The following is a 21,536-nucleotide window of genomic DNA, read 5'->3' on the forward strand; positions in this document are numbered from 1 at the left end:
TCGCTATGAATATTGCAGTATTTGGTCAGACCTTGTATGCAGGGGTGATGGCAGCATTGTTGGCTGAATATGGCCATCAAGTCTTCTGGTGTGATCTTTTAAAAAAACCAGCATCGGAACAGGTGTATGCTCAAGATCAATCTGTACAACAGCTGCTTGAGAAATTACATCAGTCTGGTGCAATAAAATACTGTACATTTGCAGCGATTCCCCTTGATGTGGATGCCTATTTTTTTAGTTTTAATCCGACTGAGCAATTGCAAGGCATTGAAATACTCAAAGCCCTCAAACATCGCACAATCAGTCATCCTAAATTAATGATTAATGCATCCACATTAGGTTTACATGGAACCCAAAAGTTTGCTGAACTATTGCCTGAAGATGATTGGGTTTATGTACCCGATGTGATCCAAGAAGGAAATGCATTACGTAGCCTGACGCAAACCTCACAACTGGTCGTTGGTTGTGAGAGTGATCGTGCTAAGCGTGTATTACAAGAGTTATTACGACCGCTCTTTCCACGTGAGCAACAATATCTATTTATGCCTGTGTTAGATGCGGAATTTACCAAGTTAAGCGTATCTGGCATGCTGGCGACCAGAATCAGTTATATCAATGATTTAGCTGTTGTCGCCGAAAAATTAGGTATCGATATCGAGCATGTACGCCAAGGCTTAGCGGCAGATAGTCGTATTGGTCCTTCTTATTTATATCCAGGTGCAGGGTTTGGTGGGGAAAATTTCTCGCATGATGTGCAAACCTTGGCGAGCACCGTTTCTGGTACTGGGGCCAAGAGTCAGCTTTTAGCACAAGTTTGGGAAATTAACGAACAACAAAAGGAAATCCTCTTTCGAAAATTATGGAATCATTTTCAAGGGGATCTGAAAGACAAAGTCGTGACGATTTGGGGGGCTTCTTTTAAAGAAAATACGGCTCGTATTCAACAATCCCCCATTCATGCCATGTTAAAAGCTTTATGGGCACAAGGGGTGATCGTGAAACTTCATGATCCACAAGCCTTGAGTGAAATTGAAAAGGTATATGGTCAGCGCGATGATTTAATTTATTGCCAAGATCAATATGAAGCAGTAGATGATGCGCATGCGCTTTGTATCCTCACAGCGTGGAAACAGTATTGGTGTCCAAACTATCAAATCCTTAAGAAAATCATGCAACATGCTTTAATTTTAGATGGTCGTAATATTTTAAATCCCGAATATGTGAAGTCGCAAGGCTTTGCTTATAAAGGAGTAGGGCGTTAATGGAACAGCCAAATCAGGAATGTAATTCAGTTGCTGTTGAACAAGCGTTTTCTAATCTCGAGCTTTTAAAAAAACAACTTACACGTCAACATTTACGTGATTTTTTTCAGCAAGATTTTAATCGCTTTCAAAATTGTGCGATTCATTTCGAGCCACTCATTTTCGATTATAGTAAGCAGCGTGTTGATCGCTCTGTGCTGGATGCCTTGGTCAATCTAGCTCAAAGCTGTGACTTAGCGGGTTGGATTAAGCGCTTATTTTCTGAAGAGCGGATCAACTATACTGAAAGTCGAGCAGCCATGCATTGGGCATTACGCTTGCCGCAAGATCATGCTGAGCATTCACAGATCGCCAATCAAGTGCATCAGCAACTTGATCGTATGTATGCTTTGGTTGAGAAGATACATATGGGGCAGTATCGTGGTGCATCAGGTGAAGTGATTCAAGATGTTGTCAATATTGGAGTGGGTGGATCGGACCTAGGTCCATTGATGGTCAGCCATGCGCTCTCGGATTTTAAACAAACCACTCAAAAACCTCTGAATGTGCATTTTGTATCGACTATGGATGGAAGTCAGCTGTCTGACTTATTACACAAACTTCGTCCTGAAACGACGTTGTTCATTATCTCTTCCAAGTCCTTTGGCACCATTGATACTTTATCCAATGCACAAACGGCGCGCTTGTGGCTTGAAAAAGCATTGGGTGAAGAGCTTACTATTCTAAAACACCATTTTATTGGGGTGTCAACCAAGCCTGAGAAAATGACCGAATGGGGAATTTCCCCTGAAAATCAACTGCTCCTTTGGGATTGGGTGGGTGGTCGTTATTCATTATGGTCATGTATTGGATTACCAATCGCATTAAGTATTGGCGTTGAGGGGTTCAAGCAACTGCTCGCAGGGGCCTATGCAATTGACCAGCATTTTCAAAGCACCGCTTTTTCACACAATATTCCGGTGTTGATGGGATTGCTGGGAGTGTGGAATAGTAACTTTCTAGCAATGAAAACCCATGCAGTTTTACCCTACGATGGACGACTCAAATATTTTGCTGCGTATTTGCAACAATTAGAAATGGAGTCTAACGGTAAGTCTGTGCAACGCAATGGTGAGAAGACTACGTTAGATACCTGCCCGATTGTATGGGGTGAAGTTGGCCCCAATGCGCAACATGCTTTTTATCAGTTACTGCATCAGGGTACACAAGCGGTCAGCAGTGATTTTATAGCGCCCATCAAACGTTATAATGGTGACCAATATACCTATGTGGATAATGCCGAGGCGCTTAAGCAACAGCATTATCTCGCGTTATCCAATTGTTTAGCTCAGTCACGATTATTAGCCTTTGGCAATGATGCTTTAAATCCTCAAGAGCTTGAGGGATTGCCGCTCTATAAACAATATGAAGGTAATCAGCCCAGCACGACGATATTGATGGATGAGCTCAATCCTTATAGTTTGGGTATGTTGATTGCTTTGTATGAGCATAAAGTATTTGTGCAATCTGTCATTTGGAATATTAATCCTTTTGACCAATGGGGGGTTGAAAAGGGTAAAGAAATTGCCAATCAACTCTTGCCGATTCTAAATGGTGAACAAAGTGATTTGTCCAAGCTTGATGCGTCGACACAAGGTTTAATACAAATATTGATGGGAAAAGACAATGCCTAAAGTATTAGTGACGGGTGGTGCTGGTTATATTGGTTCGCATACCTGTGTTGAATTGCTCAATGCAGGGCACGAGGTTGTCGTATTGGATAACTTGTCCAATAGCTCACCAGAATCTTTAAATCGCGTTCAAGCTTTAACGTCTAAATCTTTAGATTTTGTCCAGGGTGATATTCTTGATCAAGCGATTTTGGATCAAATTTTCCAAGATCATCAGATTAATGCCGTGATTCATTTTGCTGGTTTAAAAGCGGTTGGGGAAAGTCAGCAAATCCCATTGAAGTATTTTGAGAATAATATTTCTGGTTCGATTAGTCTGTTTCAAGCGATGGAGCGTGCCCAAGTCTTTAATTTGGTGTTTAGTTCTTCTGCAACGGTTTATGGTGAGACAAATCCATCACCGTATCAGGAAAATATGCCGCTAAGTATGCCCAATAATAATTATGGCTATACCAAAATGGTGGTGGAGCAACTGTTAGTAAAGACAGCACGAGCCAATCCACTTTGGTCAATTGCTTTACTGCGTTATTTTAATCCTGTTGGCGCACATAAGAGTGGTCAAATTGGGGAAGATCCGCAAGGGATTCCGAATAATTTAATGCCTTTTGTTACACAGGTTGCAGTCGGGCGTCGTGACAAACTTTCGATTTTTGGTTCAGATTATCCGACTGCTGATGGTACATGTGAACGCGATTTTATTCATGTGGTCGATTTGGCCAAAGCGCATGTGCTAGCGATAGAAAATCGATTAAATGCTCAAGGATGTCGAGCATGGAATATTGGTACAGGTGTGCCAGTTTCTGTTTTAGAAGTAGTTAAAACTTTTGAGGCAGTGAATGGGGTTAAAATTCCATACGAGTTTGTAGAGAAAAGAGCAGGGGATTTACCTTGCTTTTATGCAGATAGTTCACGAGCATTTAACGAGCTGGGCTGGTCTGCACAATATAAGCTTGAAGATATGTTGGCAGATAGCTGGAATTGGCAAAAACAAAATCCAAATGGCTATCATGAATAAAAAAAATGGAGCGTTACAACGCTCCATTTTTTATGCGGTTTTAAGCCTGAATGAGTTGAGTGAGCTCATCGACATAAGCTTGCATCGGCTTCGGATTTTTGTCTTTACGGCTTTCAATATTTAAACGGAGTAAAGGCTCTGTATTTGAAGCACGTACATTTAAACGCCAAGCACCAAAATCTAAACTGACGCCATCCGTTTCATCAATTTTGGGTTTTTGGTCAGCAAAATGATCAAAGATGTTTTGAATGGTTTCTTTTGTATCCGCAACTTTAAAGTTAATCTCGCCAGAACATGGGAATTTTTCAATCATTTCCTCAACTAGAGCAGAGAGTGGTTTTGCTGTTTCAGAGACAACTGAGATTGCTAATAACCATGGAATCATGCCACTGTCACAATAGGCAAAATCACGGAAGTAGTGGTGTGCTGACATTTCACCGCCATACACTGCATTGTGTTCACGCATTTTATCTTTAATGAAAGAATGGCCTGATTTCGATTGCACAGCTTCGCCTTGATATTGTTCAACGATATCGAAGGTATTCCACACCAAGCGCGGATCATGCACAATTTTTTCACCTTTTTGTTTCAGTAAAAAGGCTTGTGCCAAGAGACCGACGATGTAATACCCTTCAATAAATTGACCTTTTTCATCAAAAAGGAAACAACGATCAAAGTCACCATCCCAAGCGATGCCCATGTCAGCATGATGTTGCAGTACAGCATTGGAGGTACTTGCACGGTTTTCGACTAAGATGGGGTTGGGAATACCATTTGGGAAGTTGCCATCTGCTTCATGGTGAATTTTGATGAATTCAACTGGAATATTCAGGGTTCTAAATTTTTCTTCGATCGCATCGATCACATGACCTGCAGCACCATTCCCCGCATTGACCACGAGTTTTAAAGGTTTGATTTTTGTAGGGTCAATATAGGTCATCAAATGATCAATAAATTCGGGCAAGATATTATAATGCTGAGTTGTACCTTTGATTTCGACTGCTTTGAACTGATTTTTTTCAGCAAGAAGTTGGATATCTTTTAAACCTGAGTCTGCACCAATCGGACGAGCATTTTCGCGTACAAGCTTCATGCCGTTATAGTCCATTGGGTTATGGCTGGCTGTTATTTCGATCCCGCCTTGCACATCAAGATGGAATGCACCGAAATAAACTTCCTCAGTCCCCGTCATGCCTAAATCTAAAACATCAACGCCTGCATCATTCAGTCCATTGATGGTGGCTTGTTTCAGTGCTTCACTGGTTAAGCGAACATCGCAACCGACTACCACTTTTTGAGGTTGATAAATTTCGCCATAAGCGCGTCCAACACGGTATGCGATATCCTCATTGAGTTCTGTGCCCAATTTTCCGCGGATATCATAGGCTTTGAAACAGGTTAATTTTTCCATGTTAAGGTTCTAGTCTATTGAGCAAATTGAATACGAAAATTATAGCGATTTTATGTAAGTACGGCATGGGTTGAGATGAAAAATTACATTTAAATTCAGTAAATTAATTTACTTTATGATGCTTATTTTTAATTGTAAATAAAGCAGTGCTCATAAGTGGATGAATTTTTTTAGAAAAAGTGCAGTAAAAGTTTATTGGTTGTAAAAAATTGAATTTATAAAAAATTTTAATAATAAAAAAACCCTGATCAATATCAGGGCTTTTTTGAATCTGGAGCGGGAAAGGAGACTCGAACTCCCGACCCCAACCTTGGCAAGGTTATGCTCTACCAACTGAGCTATTCCCGCGGAGTCTATCAATTTTTTAAGTGAAAAAACTGAATGAAAAAATTTTGAGCGGGAAAGGAGACTCGAACTCCCGACCCCAACCTTGGCAAGGTTATGCTCTACCAACTGAGCTATTCCCGCATGCCGTGTATAATACAGCATGAAAAATCAGGGTCAACAACTTTATAAAAAAATATCGTGTGATTGAATAAAATTAAAGCATTTCAATGTATTTCGCTTAATTTTTGATAGGTCTTAAGCTCAAGATTAAAGCGTAACTCTCCAATGGCGGTGTGTTTTATTTACTTTTTATTCTAAAACTTCACGGTATACTGCTGGCAACCAATGAATGCGTGTGGAATGTAAGCATGACTTTAGAGCAACAATTAATTGAACGTTTACAACAATTGTCTCCTGTGCACTTGGACGTGGTGAATGAGTCATCAGGTCATGGTGGCTATTTCCCTGGTAAAGAATCGCATTTTAAAGTCATTGTTGTAAGTGAAGTGTTTCAAGGCTTACGTTTAGTACAACGCCATCAAAAAGTATATGCACTGGCGGGTGACCTATTGAGTCCAGGAAAGATTCATGCTTTGGCGATTCATGCTTATGTGCCAACTGAATGGACTGGTCAAGCGCCAAATAGTCCTGAATGTGCACATGCACCGAAAGCTTAAATTTTAAAAGTAGGAGAGTGGCTGAAATGGATACACACTTAGTCATTAAAATCGTGCATATGTCGAGTTTGCTCTTGTTGATTATTGCTGTATTAGCACGTGCGACAACCTTATATGTTGGCGTCGAAAATCAACAACCCAACCCGAAAGGACGTAAGGCTTATGTTGCGCTTCAACATTTGGCATTTACTTTGGTTATTGGGACAGGCTTGATTTTATTGTTTTTGAATAATTTTCAAGTTCAACCTTGGTTCTATGCCAAAGTGGTCTTGGTGATCGTGATGTTATCTTCATTAATTAAAGCATATCGCCAAGATGCGTCTGTACTGTTAATTCAACGTCGTGCGGGGGTATTGATTAGTTGTGTCGCATTTATGGCCATTATCGGCATCGTGATGATTAAGCCAACTTTCGGTTAATTGTTAGACACAATCGCTTAGGCTCTCACCCCTCTAGGTTAAACTTGATTCATATAATGAATTGAGCCTAGAGGGAATGATGCGTACACGTGTGGTGTTTAATCAAAAAGGTGGCGTTGGTAAATCCAGTATTACAGTAAACTTGGCTGCACTGAGTGCACATCAGGGTTTTAAGACGCTTGTCATTGACCTCGATGCTCAGGCCAACTCCAGTCAGTATCTATTGGGGGATGATGCGACTTATAATGCCGATAAACCTGCACTAGAACCCAATATTGAAAATTTTTTCGAAGATGTATTGGCGAATCAGTCGAGCAAAGGTTTGATTGGTCAAGCCATCGGGAATTTGCTCAAAAATAAAAATAAAGGCTTAGAAGCCTATATACATCAGTCACCATTCCCATCTCTCGATGTTTTGCCTGCAAGTCCCTCGCTTGGTGCTTTACAGCATAGCCTCGAATCCAAACATAAAATTTATAAGCTGCGTGATGCGATTCAGCATCTAGCAGGGACTTATGATCGGATCTATATCGATACACCGCCTGCATTTAATTTTTTTACTTTGTCGGCATTAATTGCAGCAGACCGAGTGTTGATTCCATTTGATTGTGATGTCTTTTCTAAGCGTGCCTTAAACACGTTGATCGAAAACATTATAGAAACTCAAGATGATCATAATGATCGATTGGAAATTGAAGGTATCGTCGTTAACCAGTTTCAAGCGCAAGCAAAGCTTCCTCGTGAAGTGGTACAGCAGCTTAGAGATGAACAACTACCTGTGCTCAATGCGATGTTGCCACCGTCGGTATTAATGAAAGAGTCTCATCATAAAAATATGCCGTTAATCTATTTAAATACAGATCATAAATTGACGCAGGCCTACCAATCATTGTTCAATGAAATCGAGAATAAATAAGATTTGAGAAGAGTATGAACTCACGCGCGATGAAAATGGTCATGCAACTTAGTGCATTCGGTACGGTTGCTGTATTGATGACTGCTTGTGCGACAACGGTTAAACCGAGTTATGTTTCTCCGACGCAATATCAAGCATTGAACTGTGTACAACTTGGTGCTGAATTCAATCGTATTCAGCAGTACATCAATAATGGTGTACAACCGCCTAAACGTACAGGTGTTGGCGTTGGTCTAGGTGTTGGTGGTGGCTGGGGCCGTGGCGGTTGGGGCTTTGGTCCTTCAGTTTCCGTCAATATGGGACAGTCATCGAATACCAAAAATACTGAATTGTCGCGATTATATGGTGAGCAAGATGCGATCTCACAAGCGGCAACATTTAAAAATTGTCCTTATGTTCCTAAGCGTCAACAGCAAGCTCAGTAATTTAAAAGGGCTGTTCAAACTGAGCTTGAGCAGCTTTTTTTTAGCAAAATGTTTCAATGTAAATTTATTAAAATCAATATTTTATAAAATTATTAACTGAAAATAGACGCGACATTCATCATTCCTTCACTTTAAAAACTTGTCTTTAAATTCGTTTTTCGTTTAAGGTGTGCCTCCTCTAAATCTCTGATTTTAATCTATGGTAGAAAGTTGGCTTTATATTTTTGCAGTGTTCGCGGTATTACTTATTCCCGGTCCAACCAATGCATTATTGGCTAGCGCAGCACATCACCATGGCGTATTAAAAGCATTCTATTTCGTACCTCTTGAATTACTGGGTTATATCTACGGCATTAGCATTTGGGCACTGTTGGTGCATTTAACCCTACCAATTTGGCCGATGCTGATTCATATCTTACATTTGGTGAGTGCAGTTTATGTGATTTGGATGGCTTTTCATTTATGGAAAGCTTCACACCTTAAGCAATTGAGCCAAAAAAACATTCGAATGAGTCGCAGTCATCTTTTTAAATCGACTCTGAAAAATCCAAAATCTATTTTGTTTGCAGTTGGTATTTTTCCAGCATGGACTTGGGATTCTTTTCAAAACTATTTTTTAGTTTTGGGTGTATTCACCTTATGTTTAATTCCATGTGCTTTATTTTGGATGTATTTTGGTCGTAAAGTCTTGGCAGGGAATCAGACGGTGGTTAGCGCAGATCGCTTATACAAAGGTTCTGCCATGTTACTTATGCTCAGTATGTTACCTGTCATTATTGGATTTTTCTAAGCCATTTAATATTCTGTAGTGATAAAAAAAGCAGATTCTTGGTGGAGAATCTGCTTTTTGAAGCCTAAGATCATTACATCATTTCGGGATTTTTCTTTGGGAAAAACTTGTGGCGAATAAAGCCAATGATCCCCGGCAATACGCTTAGAATAATGATTCCGAAAATTAAATGGGTGAAATTGTCTTTCACGATCGGCATATTACCGAACAAATAACCCAAGGTGATAAACGAAGAAATCCACAAGAAAGCACCAACGACATTGTAAGTAATGAAGTATTTGTAGTTCATGCTTCCTGCACCAGCGACGAAGGGTGCAAATGTACGCGCGAATGGGACAAAACGTGCAAAAATAATAGTTTTACCGCCGTGTTTTTCGAAGAATTTTTGCGTATAAACCAAATGTTTTTTATTGATAAATCGAGATTCAATCTCAAAAACACGTGGTCCGATATATTTTCCAATATGATAATTTAAGGTATCACCCAATACTGCCGCAGTGAATAACAACACGCCCAAGAGCCACGGATCCATTGCACCTGTTGAGGCTGCTAAAGCACCTGCTGCAAACAGTAAACTGTCCCCGGGTAGAAAAGGCATGACCACCAAGCCCGTTTCTACGAAAATAATCAGGAATAAAATTCCGTAAATCCAAATGCCATAATTGGTAATAAATTCAAGTAGATGATCGTCTACATGCAGAATAAAATCGATTAAATCCATGAGGGGTGAACTGAGCAAAAATGTGTTCAAATGCTAACAGCCATCGGCGCTGATGTCAGTAGTCAATTGATTTAAATTATAGGTGAATTATTGTTCTGATTATGCAACGCTGATTCTTTATATTGATTATTTATCCTAAAGATAAAAGCTACTAATCTAGGGTCATTACCAAAAACAAAACGTAGATAGGTCAACCCAATGTTTAATCCAAATCAAGTGATTAAAAAAATTGTTGCTCAACCCACAGTGCATGCAACTTTAACCCTCGTCGCACGTGTCCTTTTAGCATATATCTTTATTGTGGCGGGATGGGCAAACTCGCAGGTTATAGCGCGACAGTTGGATATATGGAAGCGATGGGTGTGCCGGGTGCATTATTGCCAATGACCATTTTGGTTGAACTGGGTGGAGGCTTAGCACTGTTATTTGGGGTACAAGCACGATTATTCGCAGTAGCTTTAGCTGGTTTCAGTTTAGTTACCGCATTTCTTTTTCATGGTGCGCCTGAAGATTCGATACATTTCATGAAAAACTTTGCTATGGCGGGTGGTCTAATCTTTCTCGTATTGCATGGTGCAGGTCAATGGAGTGTTGATCAGCGTTTTGAAAAATAAATAACGAATACGTAATGCAGGTGAAATGAAAGAATTATTCGCCTGCTGCATCGTGATCGGAATGTAACTCCAAGGCTTGCATGATCAAAGCAATCAACTGAAATTGTTGAATAAAAAGACAATATTTAATAATAATGTATTGAAATATAGAGAGATTTGAATAGTGTGCGTAAGCTTAATAAAAATGATAGAATAGCGCGCTAATCCTTCGTTAGCCTTTCATAGTTGTTATCATGACTACCAATACTCAAATTACCGAAGATCGTATCCTGATTTTGGATTTCGGCTCTCAATATAGCCAATTGATCGCACGTCGTGTACGTGAATCAGGCGTATATTCTGAAATGTATGCTTTTGATATGTCGGAAGAGGACATCCGCGCATTTAATCCAAAAGGGATTATTCTTTCAGGTGGTCCTGAGAGTGTTCACGTTGAAGGCAGCCCACGTGCGCCAGAAGTTGTGTTTAACTTAGGCGTACCAGTATTGGGTATTTGTTACGGTTTACAAACGATGTCTGCTCAGTTGGGCGGTAAAGTTGAACCGGGTACAGTTCATGAGTTTGGCTATGCTGAAGTCGATATTAAAGTACGTGATGCTCTAATTGGCGATCTTGAAGATTCAGCAGACAAATTGAAAGTATGGATGAGTCATGGCGATAAAGTGACTCAAATTCCAGAAGGTTTCCAAATTACTGCAAGTACACCAAGCTGCCCAGTGGCAATGGTGTCTGACGAAGCTCGTCGTTTCTACGGTATCCAGTTCCACCCTGAAGTAACCCATACAGCTAAAGGTAAAGAGTTACTTGAGAACTTTGTACAAAAGATCTGTGGTTGCCGTAGCCTATGGAATTCTGAAAACATCATTGATTTGCGTGTTGAACAATTACGTGAACAGATTGGTGATCAGAAGGTTCTTCTTGGTCTTTCAGGTGGTGTAGATTCATCTGTTGTGGCTGCATTGCTTCACAAAGCAATTGGCGATCAATTGACATGTGTATTCGTTGACAATGGTCTTCTTCGTTTAAATGAAGGGGATCAAGTGATGGAAATGTTTGCGAAAAACATGGGTATCCGTGTGATTCGTGCTGATGCTGAACAACGTTTCCTTGACGCTTTGGCAGGTGAAGTTGATCCTGAAGCAAAACGTAAAATCATTGGTCGTGAGTTCATCGAAGTATTTGCTGAAGAAGCACGTAAGCTTGATGGCGTGAACTTCCTTGCGCAAGGTACGATTTATCCTGATGTGATTGAATCTGCTGCAAGCAAACAAGGTAAAGCGCATGTGATTAAATCACACCATAACGTGGGTGGTTTACCGGAAGATCTCGCTTTTGAATTGGTTGAACCAATTCGTGATTTATTTAAAGATGAAGTACGCCGTTTGGGTACAACTTTAGGTCTTCCATTTGAGATGCTTTATCGTCATCCATTCCCAGGACCAGGTCTTGGTGTTCGTATTTTGGGTGAAGTGAAGAAAGAGTATGCTGATATTCTTCGTTTAGCCGATGACATCTTCATGCAAGAACTTCGTGCAAGTGGTTGGTATGATAAAACTGCACAAGCATTCGCTGTATTCCAACCAGTAAAATCTGTGGGTGTAGTCGGTGATGGCCGTCGTTATGCATGGGTGATTGCACTTCGTGCGGTTGAAACGGTTGACTTTATGACGGCTCGTTTCGCACATCTTCCTTATGATCTTGTTGATAAAATTTCGACGCGTATTATGAACGAGATTGCAGAAGTTTCACGTGTTGTTTATGACGTATCGTCTAAACCACCTGCTACGATTGAATGGGAATAATTTCCTGACGGAAATTATTTAAAAAAGGACGCAATTGCGTCCTTTTTTATAAATCGCATAATTCTAACTGGTCAAAATTTTCTAATTCACCATATTTAACTTGATTAAATTTTAAGTGTGATAATTCAGGATTTTTTTTGACAACTTGGATTATGGTATCGATTTCTTTTTCAGTAATATCCCATCCGAAGGTTAATGATTTAAAACATGGAAAGGGAATTTTTTTAAGATAAATATTATTGGGCTTAATTACATCATGATCTAATAACTTAAAAATTATCCTATATTCATTTTCAATTGCCCATCGCTCATTTTTTGTCAAAAGTAAGCGTTCAAAAAAATCTTGCTGATCAATATTGAGAAAATAATAATTTGATATTTCATCAAAATTTTTAAGTTTATCTGGAATGGTAATACCATTGATTCGTATGACTCCTTCATAATATGAAATAGAAGCTCTTCTAGAATTTTTATATACAATTTTTTGAGGATTGTACTTCTTAAAAAAGGGATGATTGGAATCAAATGAAACAGCCAAACCTTTACCATGTTGACCGTAGCGTATCCACATTTCTTGGTTTATTAGTGAGTTAGTCAGAGAAAAAATGCCTATATAGCTATTTAGTTTTCCCAATAAATTTGTATTTATTTGCTTAATAAAATTTATAGCTTGGGAGCGATCATATTCCTCCATCGTATTAAAACTATCAAACTTGTCAAAACTCCTCAAGCTTGGAGATTCATCAATGCTGTATCTTTGACCTGAAGGTAATAAGTAGTGTTTTATTAGAAATTCATCTGTTACATTTGGTCCATCATAAAATATTGAACCCTGATATTTTTTATAAGCAACCTTGAGATCAGCGTCAGAAAAGATGTTGAAAAATGGTGTAAAAACACCTTCACCTGACGGATCATTTAAGTATTGAGGTTGCGTAATTCTGAAAAGTCCATTTTCTAAAAACTCTATTCTATCCGTTGGTAGATATTTAACAAACATGAAGTTACGCCTGTAAAGTTACTTCTAAATTTTATAAATTATTTGAAAATATTAAAGTTTTTATATGTATAACATATCGATAGCTCATTTTTATTCCAAATTAATAGAACCTGCTAATAATAAAGCATTCTATTTTTAATACATACAAAACTCTAATTGTCCTACCTATAGTATTCAGCGTATTAAGTCTAAGGTGGTTCAATTTGCATGACCTTGTTAATATCTATAACAAAGATAGCCATTTGCCAAACTTTTAGGATAACAACATGACCAATAATACTTATACCGAATTGTCTCATTCAGAAGACTGTGAAAAGCACGCCAACCAATTTATTCAGGAATTTCCACTGCGCCGTGCAGAAATTGGTCAAGGGACAGTGATCAAACGCGCTTTACCAAGTCGCCATAAGCGTATGATTGGCGCATGGTGCTTCTTAGATCATGCAGGTCCTGTGACATTTGAAGCTGGACAAGGTCTAGATGTTGGGCCACATCCACATATTGGTCTTCAAACCTTTACTTGGATGATTGAAGGGACCATGTTGCATAGCGACAGCTTAGGGACAACAGATCAGCTGATTCAGCCCAAGCAAGTCAACCTCATGACCGCAGGTCGAGGTATTTCACATACTGAAGTCGCGCCAGAGAATGAAACAAAAATGCATGCGGCCCAACTTTGGATTGCATTGCCTGATGACAAACTTACCATCGATCCAGCTTTTAATCACTATCCTGAATTACCCGTGGTTAATCAGTCAGGTATCGAATTTACGGTATTGGTCGGTGAGTATCTAAATACAGTATCACCAGTCAAAGTACATACTGAGCTTTTAGGTGTGGATTTATTTGCGCAAGCAGCCACAAAAGCACGTTTACCTTTAAATCCAAAGTTTGAATATGGATTTATGGCGCTTGAAGGTACAGCAACCATTAATGGTCATCATTTAGATGAAGACAATATGGTGATTTTAGAGCCAGGGCTAGAACATGTGGAAGTAGAAATCCTTGACAATAGTCGTGTACTGCTTTTGGGTGGTGAGCCATTTGAGTCGCCAATTTTATTATGGTGGAATTTCGTTGGACGTACGCAAGAAGAAATCAAAATTGCACGTGATCAATGGATAGCAGAAGATCCACGTTTTGGGTCAATTCCATCATACCAAGGCGAGCGTTTGAAAGCTCCGATATTGCCTGATAGCATGCGTCCATCTAAATAATAAGACAAAGAAGGAAAATAAAATGGCAACGATCGCAAATGCAAAGGTCACCACACTACCTGAAAAATGGGGTGGTGAGATTCAATCTGGTCAGCACACATTTCTCACCGATAAACCTGAATCATTCCAAGGTTTAGATCGTGGGCCTGCACCGTATGATTTTATTTGTTCAGGATTAATTTCCTGCACAATGATCACATTACGGATGTATGCAGAGCATAAAGGACTGGATTTAGGCGAATTTACTGTCGAGGCAGATTTTAAAGCCAATAAAGAAGGGCAGGAATGGATTGAGCGTCGTTTAAGTTTTAAAACTAACTTGGATGAAGCATTACAAGAAAAAGTTTTAAATGTGTGCCAAAAAACACCCGTCACTAAAACATTGCTCAGAAGCGTCGAAATTAAAACAACAATTGTTTAAATATAGACAATTTAATAGGCATCAACATTCTGTATTTTTGTAATTTACAGCTAAAAAGAAGACATTTTGTGTAAAGCAGGATGTCTTTTTTTTATTCAAAATGGCTATATAGAGAGAAATAAAATTAGGTGGTCTTATGCTGACATTACATCATTTAGAAAAATCACGTTCTTCAAGAATCATTTGGGCGCTAGAAGAGTTGGGTGCTGAATACCAAATTCAACATTATAAAAGATTGCCAACTTATGCCGCTCCACCAGAATTGAAGAAGGTTCATCCTTTGGGGAAATCACCAGTGATTACTGATGATAATTTAGTGATCGCAGAATCTGCGGTGATTTTAGACTATTTGGCAGATCGCTATGATACTCAGCATCAATTTAAACCCCAGTCACAGCCGGACTTAACACAATATCAGTATTGGATGCATTACGCTGAAGGCTCATTAATGCCACTTTTAGTGATGACCTTAGTTCTCTCGTTTGTACCTCCTAAAGTACCTTTTGTGATTCGACCAATTGCCAATAAAATTATTGATGGGGTGACTGATGGATTTATACAACCGCGTCTCGCTGAACATATTGAATTTTTAGAACAGCATTTGGCGCAACATGAATTTTTTATATCTCAGTTTTCATTTGCAGATATCCAAATGAGTTTTCCCTTGATCGCGATGGATGAGCGCTTAAATGGAAAATATCCGAACATTCATGCCTATGTAAAACGCATAAAACAAAGACCTGCTTATCAGCAAGCGGTCATCAAGGGGGGGTGATTAAGATGGCGGATCAGGCAGTGAAATTAATCTTCCTGCCCGGAGCATCTGGCAGTACTGCATTTTGGAAACCTGTTCAATCACATTTTGAATCTGAGTACGACACGCACATCATGGGTTATCCCAGTTTTGGTGAATATCCTGATCATCCACATGTAAATTCAATGTCAGATTTACAAGATTATGTATTTGATCATCTTCAACATCCAAGTATTCTGATCGCTCAATCTATGGGTGGGGTCATTGCTGTTCAAGCGGCGTTGAGGTATCCAAAATTGGTTCAGGGTTTGGTGCTGGTCGCTACGTCAGGTGGCGTTGATTTAACACCATTTCATGTTAAAGATTGGCGTGCAGAATATCAAAATGAATATGAAGTGCCACATTGGTTTATTGATGATCAAACTAAATTAGATGAACGGCTTGCTGAAATTGAATGTCCTGTATTATTGATCTGGGGCGGAGACGATGACATTAGTCCTGTTGCTGTAGGTGAGTATTTAAATCACGCTTTTAAGTATTCAGAGCTGAATGTGATCCCGAACGGACAACATGATTTAGCTAAAGTTTATGCGCCAGAGTGTATTTCTTTTATTCAGCGCTACTTAGCAAAATTTTAGGTTTGCTCTAAACTAAAAAAGGATGCTAATTGCATCCTTTTTTATGATTATCGTTTTACAACGATTGAATCAATACCGCTGTGTTGTAGGGTTTGCTGAGCGATAACAGCTGCTTCTTGAGAGTCATAAGGTCCAGAGACAACGCGATACCAAGTTTGTCCGCCTTCTGTGGTTTTAATGACATCTGCAGATAAGCCGTTGAGAATAATTTCAGCACGACGTGCATCAGCACTGTCTGGATCTGGATAACTTCTGACTTGTAAAAGGTAGCTACTCGCCACGGGTTGAGGTTCTGCATTTTCAATCAGTTCACCCTCGGTCGTTGTAGTATCAGTAACCACAGGTGCTTCCACGATGACAGGTGCGGTGTTCACTTGCTGATTTTCAGGTACAGCTTGATCGGGGATTGGAGTCACTTGTTGTTGAGGCAATAAATCGTAGAAGCGATAATCTTTATTCGTATCTTCTTGATAATGTTCAGATTGAATATCATTGCTTTTTGGTTGGACTGGTGCCCACGGTTTCCATAGCATTAAGGCTACGGCAAAACTCAGTACAATTAAAATCAGAACAAGCATACCTAACCATTTTGGTATTAATGGTTGTTTAAGTTTGTTAGGTCTTTCTGATACACCACGCTGCGTTTTTCCAAACACTTGGAAACCTCTCTTATTTTAAGATCATGCAATGGAAAATTGGATTACCATCACATGGAATTTTTATCTCATTTTTTTCAATAATAAAAGTCTAAAGAGGTGAATCTTTTAAAAAGATTCACCTTCGATGACTTACATACTTTCAGGTGCAGAAACGCCTAAAAGCTCTAAACCATTTTTCAAGACTTGACGAACATTTACCGATAACAACAAACGTGCTTGGGTCAGATCAGCATCATCACCGAGTACTTTATTTTCGTTGTACCAACCATGGAACAATGCTGCAAGTTCTTTTAAGTAGTTACCTACTTGATGCGGTTCATGGCTATTTGCAGCACGTGCAATAATTTCAGGGTATGCTGCAAGTTTTGCTAAGATTTCAGTTTCAGCTTCTAATTCAAGCTTTGCGGCAAAACCACGCGCAGTGGTCGCATCGAAGTTGATGTTCAAGCTGCTTGCTTTTTCTAGCATACGACAAATACGTGCATGGGCATATTGAATGTAATACACCGCATTGTCTTTACTTTGAGAAACCGCGAGATCTAGATCAAAGTCGATGTGCTGTTCAGACTTACGCATGACATAGTAGAAGCGAGCAGCGTCGTTGCCGACTTCTTTACGTAGATCACGCAATGTGACGAATTGACCTGAACGAGATGACATTTGAACCATCTCACCACCGCGCCATAGGCTGACGAATTGTACTAATAACACAGTCAGTTTTTTCGAGTCATATCCCATCGCATCAATCGCTGCTTTTACGCGTGCGATATAACCGTGGTGGTCTGAACCCCAAATATCAATAATGTCAGTATAACCACGTTGAAGTTTATTCAGATGGTAAGCAATGTCAGAAGCGAAGTAAGTGGTTTGACCATTACGACGTTTTACAACACGGTCTTTTTCATCACCAAATTCTGTTGATTTGAACCAAATGTTGCCATCTTTCTCATAGAGGAAGCCGCGTTGATCAAGTGTTTGTAATGCTTCTTCAATTTTTTCAGTCAATGATGCTTCACTGAACCATTGGTTGAAAGTCACACCAAATTCACTAAGATCATCTTTAATATCATCAAGAATTGCTTTTAACGCAGCTTGATGAAAAACGCGATAACCTTCACCTATTAACGTCTGCGAGTTAAAAATTAGACCATCAATATGTTTTTCTTTATCGCCAGAAAGTACAACCTTGTTGCCTTCGGCATCAAGTTCTTCAGCATATTGCACATCTTCTGGCACATCTTTATAAACATCAGCTACAGGGCGAACATATGCATCGCCGTCTTGATCAATAATACTTTGTGCAATTTCTTTAACGTAATCGCCTTGGTAAGCATTTTTAGGGAATACTAATGTTTGACCAGTTAACTCAAGGTAACGTAGATAAGTAGACGTCGCTAAAATGTCCATTTGACGACCAGCGTCATTCACATAGTATTCACGATCGACTGTAGCACCAGTTGCTTCAAGTAAATTCGCAACCGTCATGCCATATGCTGCGCCACGACCGTGACCCACATGTAAGCTTGATGTCGGGTTCGCAGAGACAAACTCAACTTGGATTTTTTTCGTAGCATTAACTTGCGTACGACCAAAATCATTAGCTTGTGCCTGAATAGCATCAAGAACAGCAAAACGTTGGTCTGCATTCAAGAAAAAGTTGATAAAACCAGGACCAGCGATTTCCGCTTTACTGATATCCGCAACTTCTGGCAGTGCAGCAAGAATTTTTTCTGCTAAATCACGAGGCTTCATACCTGCAGCTTTAGAGGCGATCATTGCGATATTGGAAGCGAAGTCACCATGGCTTCGGTCTTTGGTTCGCGTTAAGTTTCCGCTGTTGTTAAAGTCAGATGGGAGGACCCCTTCAGCTTGAAGAGATTGCACTGCATGATCGAGAGCTGCTTGTATTGCCGTATTCATAATTTATCGAAAAATTAATGTCGCAGAAAAACGACAAATATAGCAAATTTAGCGCTCATTAGCGAAGCAGATTTGCGTTGAATAAAACTTATCCGACATAAAAAATAATAAAATAAGTTTTTTAATCACTATGCGCTATTTGCAGAATTAACGATGATGAAATTAATCTTTTACATCTAATGCATATCGATGATTGAATTGAGCCTGATTGTCTTTATCTCATTTAATGTGAATTTAAATAGAAATCAGGCAATTTTATAACTCGAAATTAAGCCATACACGTGACAGGCTTATTTAGTAATTCTGCTTTACCATTTTGGAAAGTGTATAACTTAGATGCATGGAAGATTTTAATGGTTTTGGCCTTTTGAGCAGCAGTTTGAAATGTCGCTAATTTTTTTTGATTCGCCAAACTAAAAGGATTTCCGTAATTCTTATTGTCGAGTAGTACTTGGATCATTCCAACTTCAGGCTGAAGACTATTTAAAATTTCCGAACCTTCCACATTTTGTATGCTGAGACTTGGTTTTTGGACACTATTCTTACAATTTAAACGCAGGAACAGCATGTGACCATCAACTGCTTTGTTTTGTAAATCATAAATTCCTTGAAGGTCATTTTCGATATATACCCACTGACCAATCGGCATATTTTGTTTAAGTTTCTCAATTTGCTCGAGTGTGGTTTTACTAATATCGACAATGCCTTTTTTATCAATTTCAGGCGTCTTATCGGCGCGTGCTAAGCCCACCATTGAAAGTGCTTTATCACCGACCATTGAGGTCGTGTCAGTGATGGTTTGACAACCCGTCACATTTAGCAATGAAATAATAGTCAATGGCAAAATGGCAATTTTAGCTGTAATTTTCATGTGGATCTAATAATGAAGTAAAAATACGATTGAATCCGATATTAGCCGAATCGTTCAGATTAGTTTGCAAAAAAAAGTTAATAAACATGAATAATACACCTGAAATGTGACAGTTTTATCTATTTCTCTATCAATAGAATGATGGATTGAAGTTATAAAATTTAAAAATACTGCCAATATTATTATCAATTTTATAAATATACATTTGTCTTCATTTCGGCTTAAGCTATTTCTTAAATAAATGGTAAAAATGAAATGAAAAGGGTCTGAATTTAGGCCTGATCCATGAGATTAGAGATGACAACTGAACACACTGAAGTGAAACACCCTCTTTATACCCCTTATGCTGGCTTTACTTTGCTTGAACTACCTCTCCTTAATAAAGGCTCTGCGTTCACTGAGGAGGAGCGAGCAAGTTTTAATCTCAATGGTTTACTACCTCATGTGATTGAAACGATTGAAGAGCAACACCAACGTTCATATCAACAATTTACGTCATTTCATGACGACATTAATAAGCATATTTATCTGAGAAATATACAAGACACCAATGAGACTTTGTTTTATCACCTCATAGAAAATCATTTATCAGAAATGATGCCGATTATTTATACCCCAACGGTAGGTGAGGCTTGTCAAAGATTTTCTGATATTTACCGCCGTCATCGTGGTGTATTTATTTCATATCCTGATCGTGCCAACATTGACGATATTTTACAAAATGTGAATAAGAATAACGTCAAAGTCATTGTAATCACAGATGGTGAACGCATTCTTGGTTTAGGTGACCAAGGGATTGGTGGGATGGGAATTCCAATCGGAAAATTATCTCTCTATACCGCATGTGGTGGTATTAGCCCAGCTTATACATTACCCATTACATTGGATGTAGGAACCAATAATGCACAGTTGCTAAATGATCCAATTTATTTAGGTTGGAATCAGCCTCGTATTAGTGGCGATGAATACTATGACTTTGTGGATGACGTACTTCGTGCGATTAAACGCCGTTGGCCAAAAGCTTTGATTCAATTTGAAGATTTTGCTCAAAAAAATGCAATGCCATTGCTGGAAAAATATCGTGATCAATATTGTTGTTTTAATGATGATATTCAAGGCACTGCTGCTGTTGCAGTCGGTAGCTTAATCGCAGCAAGTCGAGCTGCAGGAAAACAATTACGTGACCAGAAAGTGGCATTCTTGGGTGCTGGTTCAGCGGGCTGTGGTATCGCTGAGCAAATCATTGCGCAAATGGTGGCTGAAGGTTTGAGTGATGCTGAGGCAAGATCACGAATTTATATGGTCGATCGTTTTGGGTTATTGACCGATAATCAACCAAACCTTTTAGATTTTCAGCGTAAACTGGTTCAAAGTTCAGAAAATGTATCCGCGTGGGCTGATGCGGAAGGCATCATTTCATTGCTAGATGTTGTAAAAAATGCACACCCAACTGTGTTAATTGGTGTCTCTGGACAACCGGGTTTATTCACTGAAGAAATTATTCGAACTATGGCATCCAATTGCGAGCATCCTATTGTATTGCCATTGTCGAATCCAACGTCGCGTGTAGAAGCCGTGCCAGCAGATATTATTCAGTGGACGGACGGTCGTGCTTTGATTGCGACAGGTAGTCCATTTATGCCAGTTAATTATCAAGATAAGCTACACAATATTTCTCAGTGTAATAACTCTTATATTTTCCCAGGGATTGGCTTAGGCGTGATTGCTGTGCAGGCAACGCGTGTTACAGACAATATGCTCATGGCATCAAGTATGGCATTAGCAGATTGCTCTCCAAAATTGCAAAACCCTGACGATGACTTACTTCCTGATCTCAATGATTTGCAGAAAGTCTCCCGGATCATCGCGTTCAAGGTTGCAAAAGCGGCGATTGAGGATGGTGTTGCCTTGCCATTGAGTGATGAGCTGATCGAAAAAAGTATTGAAGATAATTTCTGGAAGCCTGAATATCGCCGTTATAAGCGAATTCCGTTTTAAAAAAACTTG

General features: G+C 39.3%; 20 protein-coding genes, 2 tRNA genes and 1 pseudogene. 15 read left to right on the plus strand and 8 right to left on the minus strand.

Annotated features, from left to right (window positions below; all coding sequences use genetic code 11):
• Positions 1-5: 5 nt before the first annotated feature.
• Genes AC1M9N_RS11020 through galE form a run of 3 tightly spaced genes read left to right on the plus strand, consistent with a single transcriptional unit; the run spans position 6 to position 3,947 of the window.
• On the plus strand, positions 6-1,262 hold the full coding sequence (locus tag AC1M9N_RS11020) for a nucleotide sugar dehydrogenase (protein WP_481954763.1): 1,257 nt from the start codon (positions 6-8) through the stop codon (positions 1,260-1,262).
• Positions 1,262-2,935 (plus strand): glucose-6-phosphate isomerase, encoded by a 1,674-nt coding sequence (gene pgi, locus AC1M9N_RS11025; RefSeq protein WP_481954764.1) that lies wholly within the window; start codon positions 1,262-1,264, stop codon positions 2,933-2,935. Before AC1M9N_RS11020 ends, pgi begins: the two co-directional genes overlap by 1 nt.
• Positions 2,928-3,947, plus strand: coding sequence for a UDP-glucose 4-epimerase GalE (gene galE / locus AC1M9N_RS11030; RefSeq protein WP_481954765.1), 1,020 nt, complete (start codon positions 2,928-2,930; stop codon positions 3,945-3,947). Before pgi ends, galE begins: the two co-directional genes overlap by 8 nt.
• A gap of 40 nt (positions 3,948-3,987) precedes the next feature.
• Here galE and AC1M9N_RS11035 read toward each other — a convergent pair whose 3' ends face one another.
• From AC1M9N_RS11035 to AC1M9N_RS11045, 3 genes are all read right to left on the minus strand, one after another.
• The gene (locus tag AC1M9N_RS11035; protein WP_481954766.1) at positions 3,988-5,358 is read right to left on the minus strand and encodes a phosphohexomutase domain-containing protein; all 1,371 of its coding nucleotides are present in this window, start codon (positions 5,356-5,358) and stop codon (positions 3,988-3,990) included.
• 272 nt (positions 5,359-5,630) lie between these two features.
• Positions 5,631-5,706: transfer RNA gene (locus tag AC1M9N_RS11040), tRNA-Gly, on the minus strand.
• 47 nt (positions 5,707-5,753) lie between these two features.
• Positions 5,754-5,826, minus strand: a tRNA-Gly gene (locus tag AC1M9N_RS11045).
• Positions 5,827-6,053: 227 nt separating this feature from the next.
• Between AC1M9N_RS11045 and AC1M9N_RS11050 the strand changes: the two genes are divergently transcribed.
• From AC1M9N_RS11050 to AC1M9N_RS11070, 5 genes are all read left to right on the plus strand, one after another.
• On the plus strand, positions 6,054-6,362 hold the full coding sequence (locus AC1M9N_RS11050; RefSeq protein ID WP_481954767.1) for a BolA family protein: 309 nt from the start codon (positions 6,054-6,056) through the stop codon (positions 6,360-6,362).
• Between the two features lie 26 nt (positions 6,363-6,388).
• Complete coding sequence (locus AC1M9N_RS11055; RefSeq protein ID WP_481954768.1) at positions 6,389-6,781, plus strand: SirB2 family protein; 393 nt, start codon at positions 6,389-6,391, stop codon at positions 6,779-6,781.
• Positions 6,782-6,860: 79 nt separating this feature from the next.
• On the plus strand, positions 6,861-7,697 hold the full coding sequence (locus tag AC1M9N_RS11060; protein ID WP_481954792.1) for a ParA family protein: 837 nt from the start codon (positions 6,861-6,863) through the stop codon (positions 7,695-7,697).
• Between the two features lie 35 nt (positions 7,698-7,732).
• The gene (locus tag AC1M9N_RS11065) at positions 7,733-8,122 is read left to right on the plus strand and encodes a hypothetical protein (RefSeq protein ID WP_481593780.1); all 390 of its coding nucleotides are present in this window, start codon (positions 7,733-7,735) and stop codon (positions 8,120-8,122) included.
• A gap of 199 nt (positions 8,123-8,321) precedes the next feature.
• On the plus strand, positions 8,322-8,912 hold the full coding sequence (locus AC1M9N_RS11070) for a LysE family translocator (RefSeq protein ID WP_092767920.1): 591 nt from the start codon (positions 8,322-8,324) through the stop codon (positions 8,910-8,912).
• A gap of 73 nt (positions 8,913-8,985) precedes the next feature.
• On the opposite strand, the gene AC1M9N_RS11075 is transcribed toward AC1M9N_RS11070, so the two are convergent.
• Positions 8,986-9,633: a DedA family protein gene (locus AC1M9N_RS11075; RefSeq protein ID WP_035268957.1), complete on the minus strand. Its 648-nt coding sequence runs from the start codon at positions 9,631-9,633 to the stop codon at positions 8,986-8,988.
• A 198-nt stretch (positions 9,634-9,831) separates the two neighbouring features.
• Between AC1M9N_RS11075 and AC1M9N_RS11080 the strand changes: the two are divergent.
• Positions 9,832-10,247, plus strand: a pseudogene (locus tag AC1M9N_RS11080) (DoxX family protein).
• A gap of 233 nt (positions 10,248-10,480) precedes the next feature.
• A complete protein-coding gene (gene guaA, locus AC1M9N_RS11085) occupies positions 10,481-12,049 on the plus strand; it encodes a glutamine-hydrolyzing GMP synthase (RefSeq protein ID WP_481589363.1) in 1,569 nt (522 codons plus the stop codon).
• A 46-nt stretch (positions 12,050-12,095) separates the two neighbouring features.
• Here the strand turns inward: guaA and AC1M9N_RS11090 are convergent, their stop codons facing one another.
• Positions 12,096-13,049 carry a DUF2971 domain-containing protein gene (locus AC1M9N_RS11090; protein ID WP_481954769.1) on the minus strand — a complete coding sequence of 318 codons (954 nt, stop codon included), beginning with the start codon at positions 13,047-13,049 and terminating at the stop codon, positions 12,096-12,098.
• Between the two features lie 266 nt (positions 13,050-13,315).
• On the opposite strand from AC1M9N_RS11090, the gene AC1M9N_RS11095 reads away from it, so the two are divergent.
• The 4 genes from AC1M9N_RS11095 to AC1M9N_RS11110 all read left to right on the plus strand — a co-directional run bounded on the left by AC1M9N_RS11095 (position 13,316) and on the right by AC1M9N_RS11110 (position 16,079).
• Entirely contained in the window at positions 13,316-14,266 is a 951-nt protein-coding gene (locus tag AC1M9N_RS11095) for a pirin family protein (RefSeq protein WP_481954770.1), read from the plus strand.
• 22 nt (positions 14,267-14,288) lie between these two features.
• On the plus strand, positions 14,289-14,687 hold the full coding sequence (locus AC1M9N_RS11100) for an OsmC family protein (RefSeq protein ID WP_481587720.1): 399 nt from the start codon (positions 14,289-14,291) through the stop codon (positions 14,685-14,687).
• A gap of 136 nt (positions 14,688-14,823) precedes the next feature.
• The gene (locus AC1M9N_RS11105; RefSeq protein ID WP_481954771.1) at positions 14,824-15,462 is read left to right on the plus strand and encodes a glutathione S-transferase family protein; all 639 of its coding nucleotides are present in this window, start codon (positions 14,824-14,826) and stop codon (positions 15,460-15,462) included.
• Between the two features lie 5 nt (positions 15,463-15,467).
• A complete protein-coding gene (locus AC1M9N_RS11110) occupies positions 15,468-16,079 on the plus strand; it encodes an alpha/beta fold hydrolase (protein ID WP_481954772.1) in 612 nt (203 codons plus the stop codon).
• Between the two features lie 47 nt (positions 16,080-16,126).
• On the opposite strand, the gene AC1M9N_RS11115 is transcribed toward AC1M9N_RS11110, so the two are convergent.
• The 3 genes from AC1M9N_RS11115 to AC1M9N_RS11125 form a co-directional block, all read right to left on the minus strand.
• Positions 16,127-16,735, minus strand: a complete 609-nt coding sequence (locus tag AC1M9N_RS11115; protein WP_481954773.1) for an SPOR domain-containing protein — start codon at positions 16,733-16,735, stop codon at positions 16,127-16,129.
• 132 nt (positions 16,736-16,867) lie between these two features.
• Positions 16,868-18,658: an arginine--tRNA ligase gene (gene argS / locus AC1M9N_RS11120; protein ID WP_481954774.1), complete on the minus strand. Its 1,791-nt coding sequence runs from the start codon at positions 18,656-18,658 to the stop codon at positions 16,868-16,870.
• 268 nt (positions 18,659-18,926) lie between these two features.
• Positions 18,927-19,529, minus strand: a complete 603-nt coding sequence (locus AC1M9N_RS11125) for a hypothetical protein (RefSeq protein ID WP_481592184.1) — start codon at positions 19,527-19,529, stop codon at positions 18,927-18,929.
• 297 nt (positions 19,530-19,826) lie between these two features.
• On the opposite strand from AC1M9N_RS11125, the gene AC1M9N_RS11130 reads away from it, so the two are divergent.
• Positions 19,827-21,527 carry an NAD-dependent malic enzyme gene (locus tag AC1M9N_RS11130; protein ID WP_481592185.1) on the plus strand — a complete coding sequence of 567 codons (1,701 nt, stop codon included), beginning with the start codon at positions 19,827-19,829 and terminating at the stop codon, positions 21,525-21,527.
• Positions 21,528-21,536: the final 9 nt, after the last annotated feature.

The organism is Acinetobacter sp. ANC_7655, from assembly GCF_056784015.1.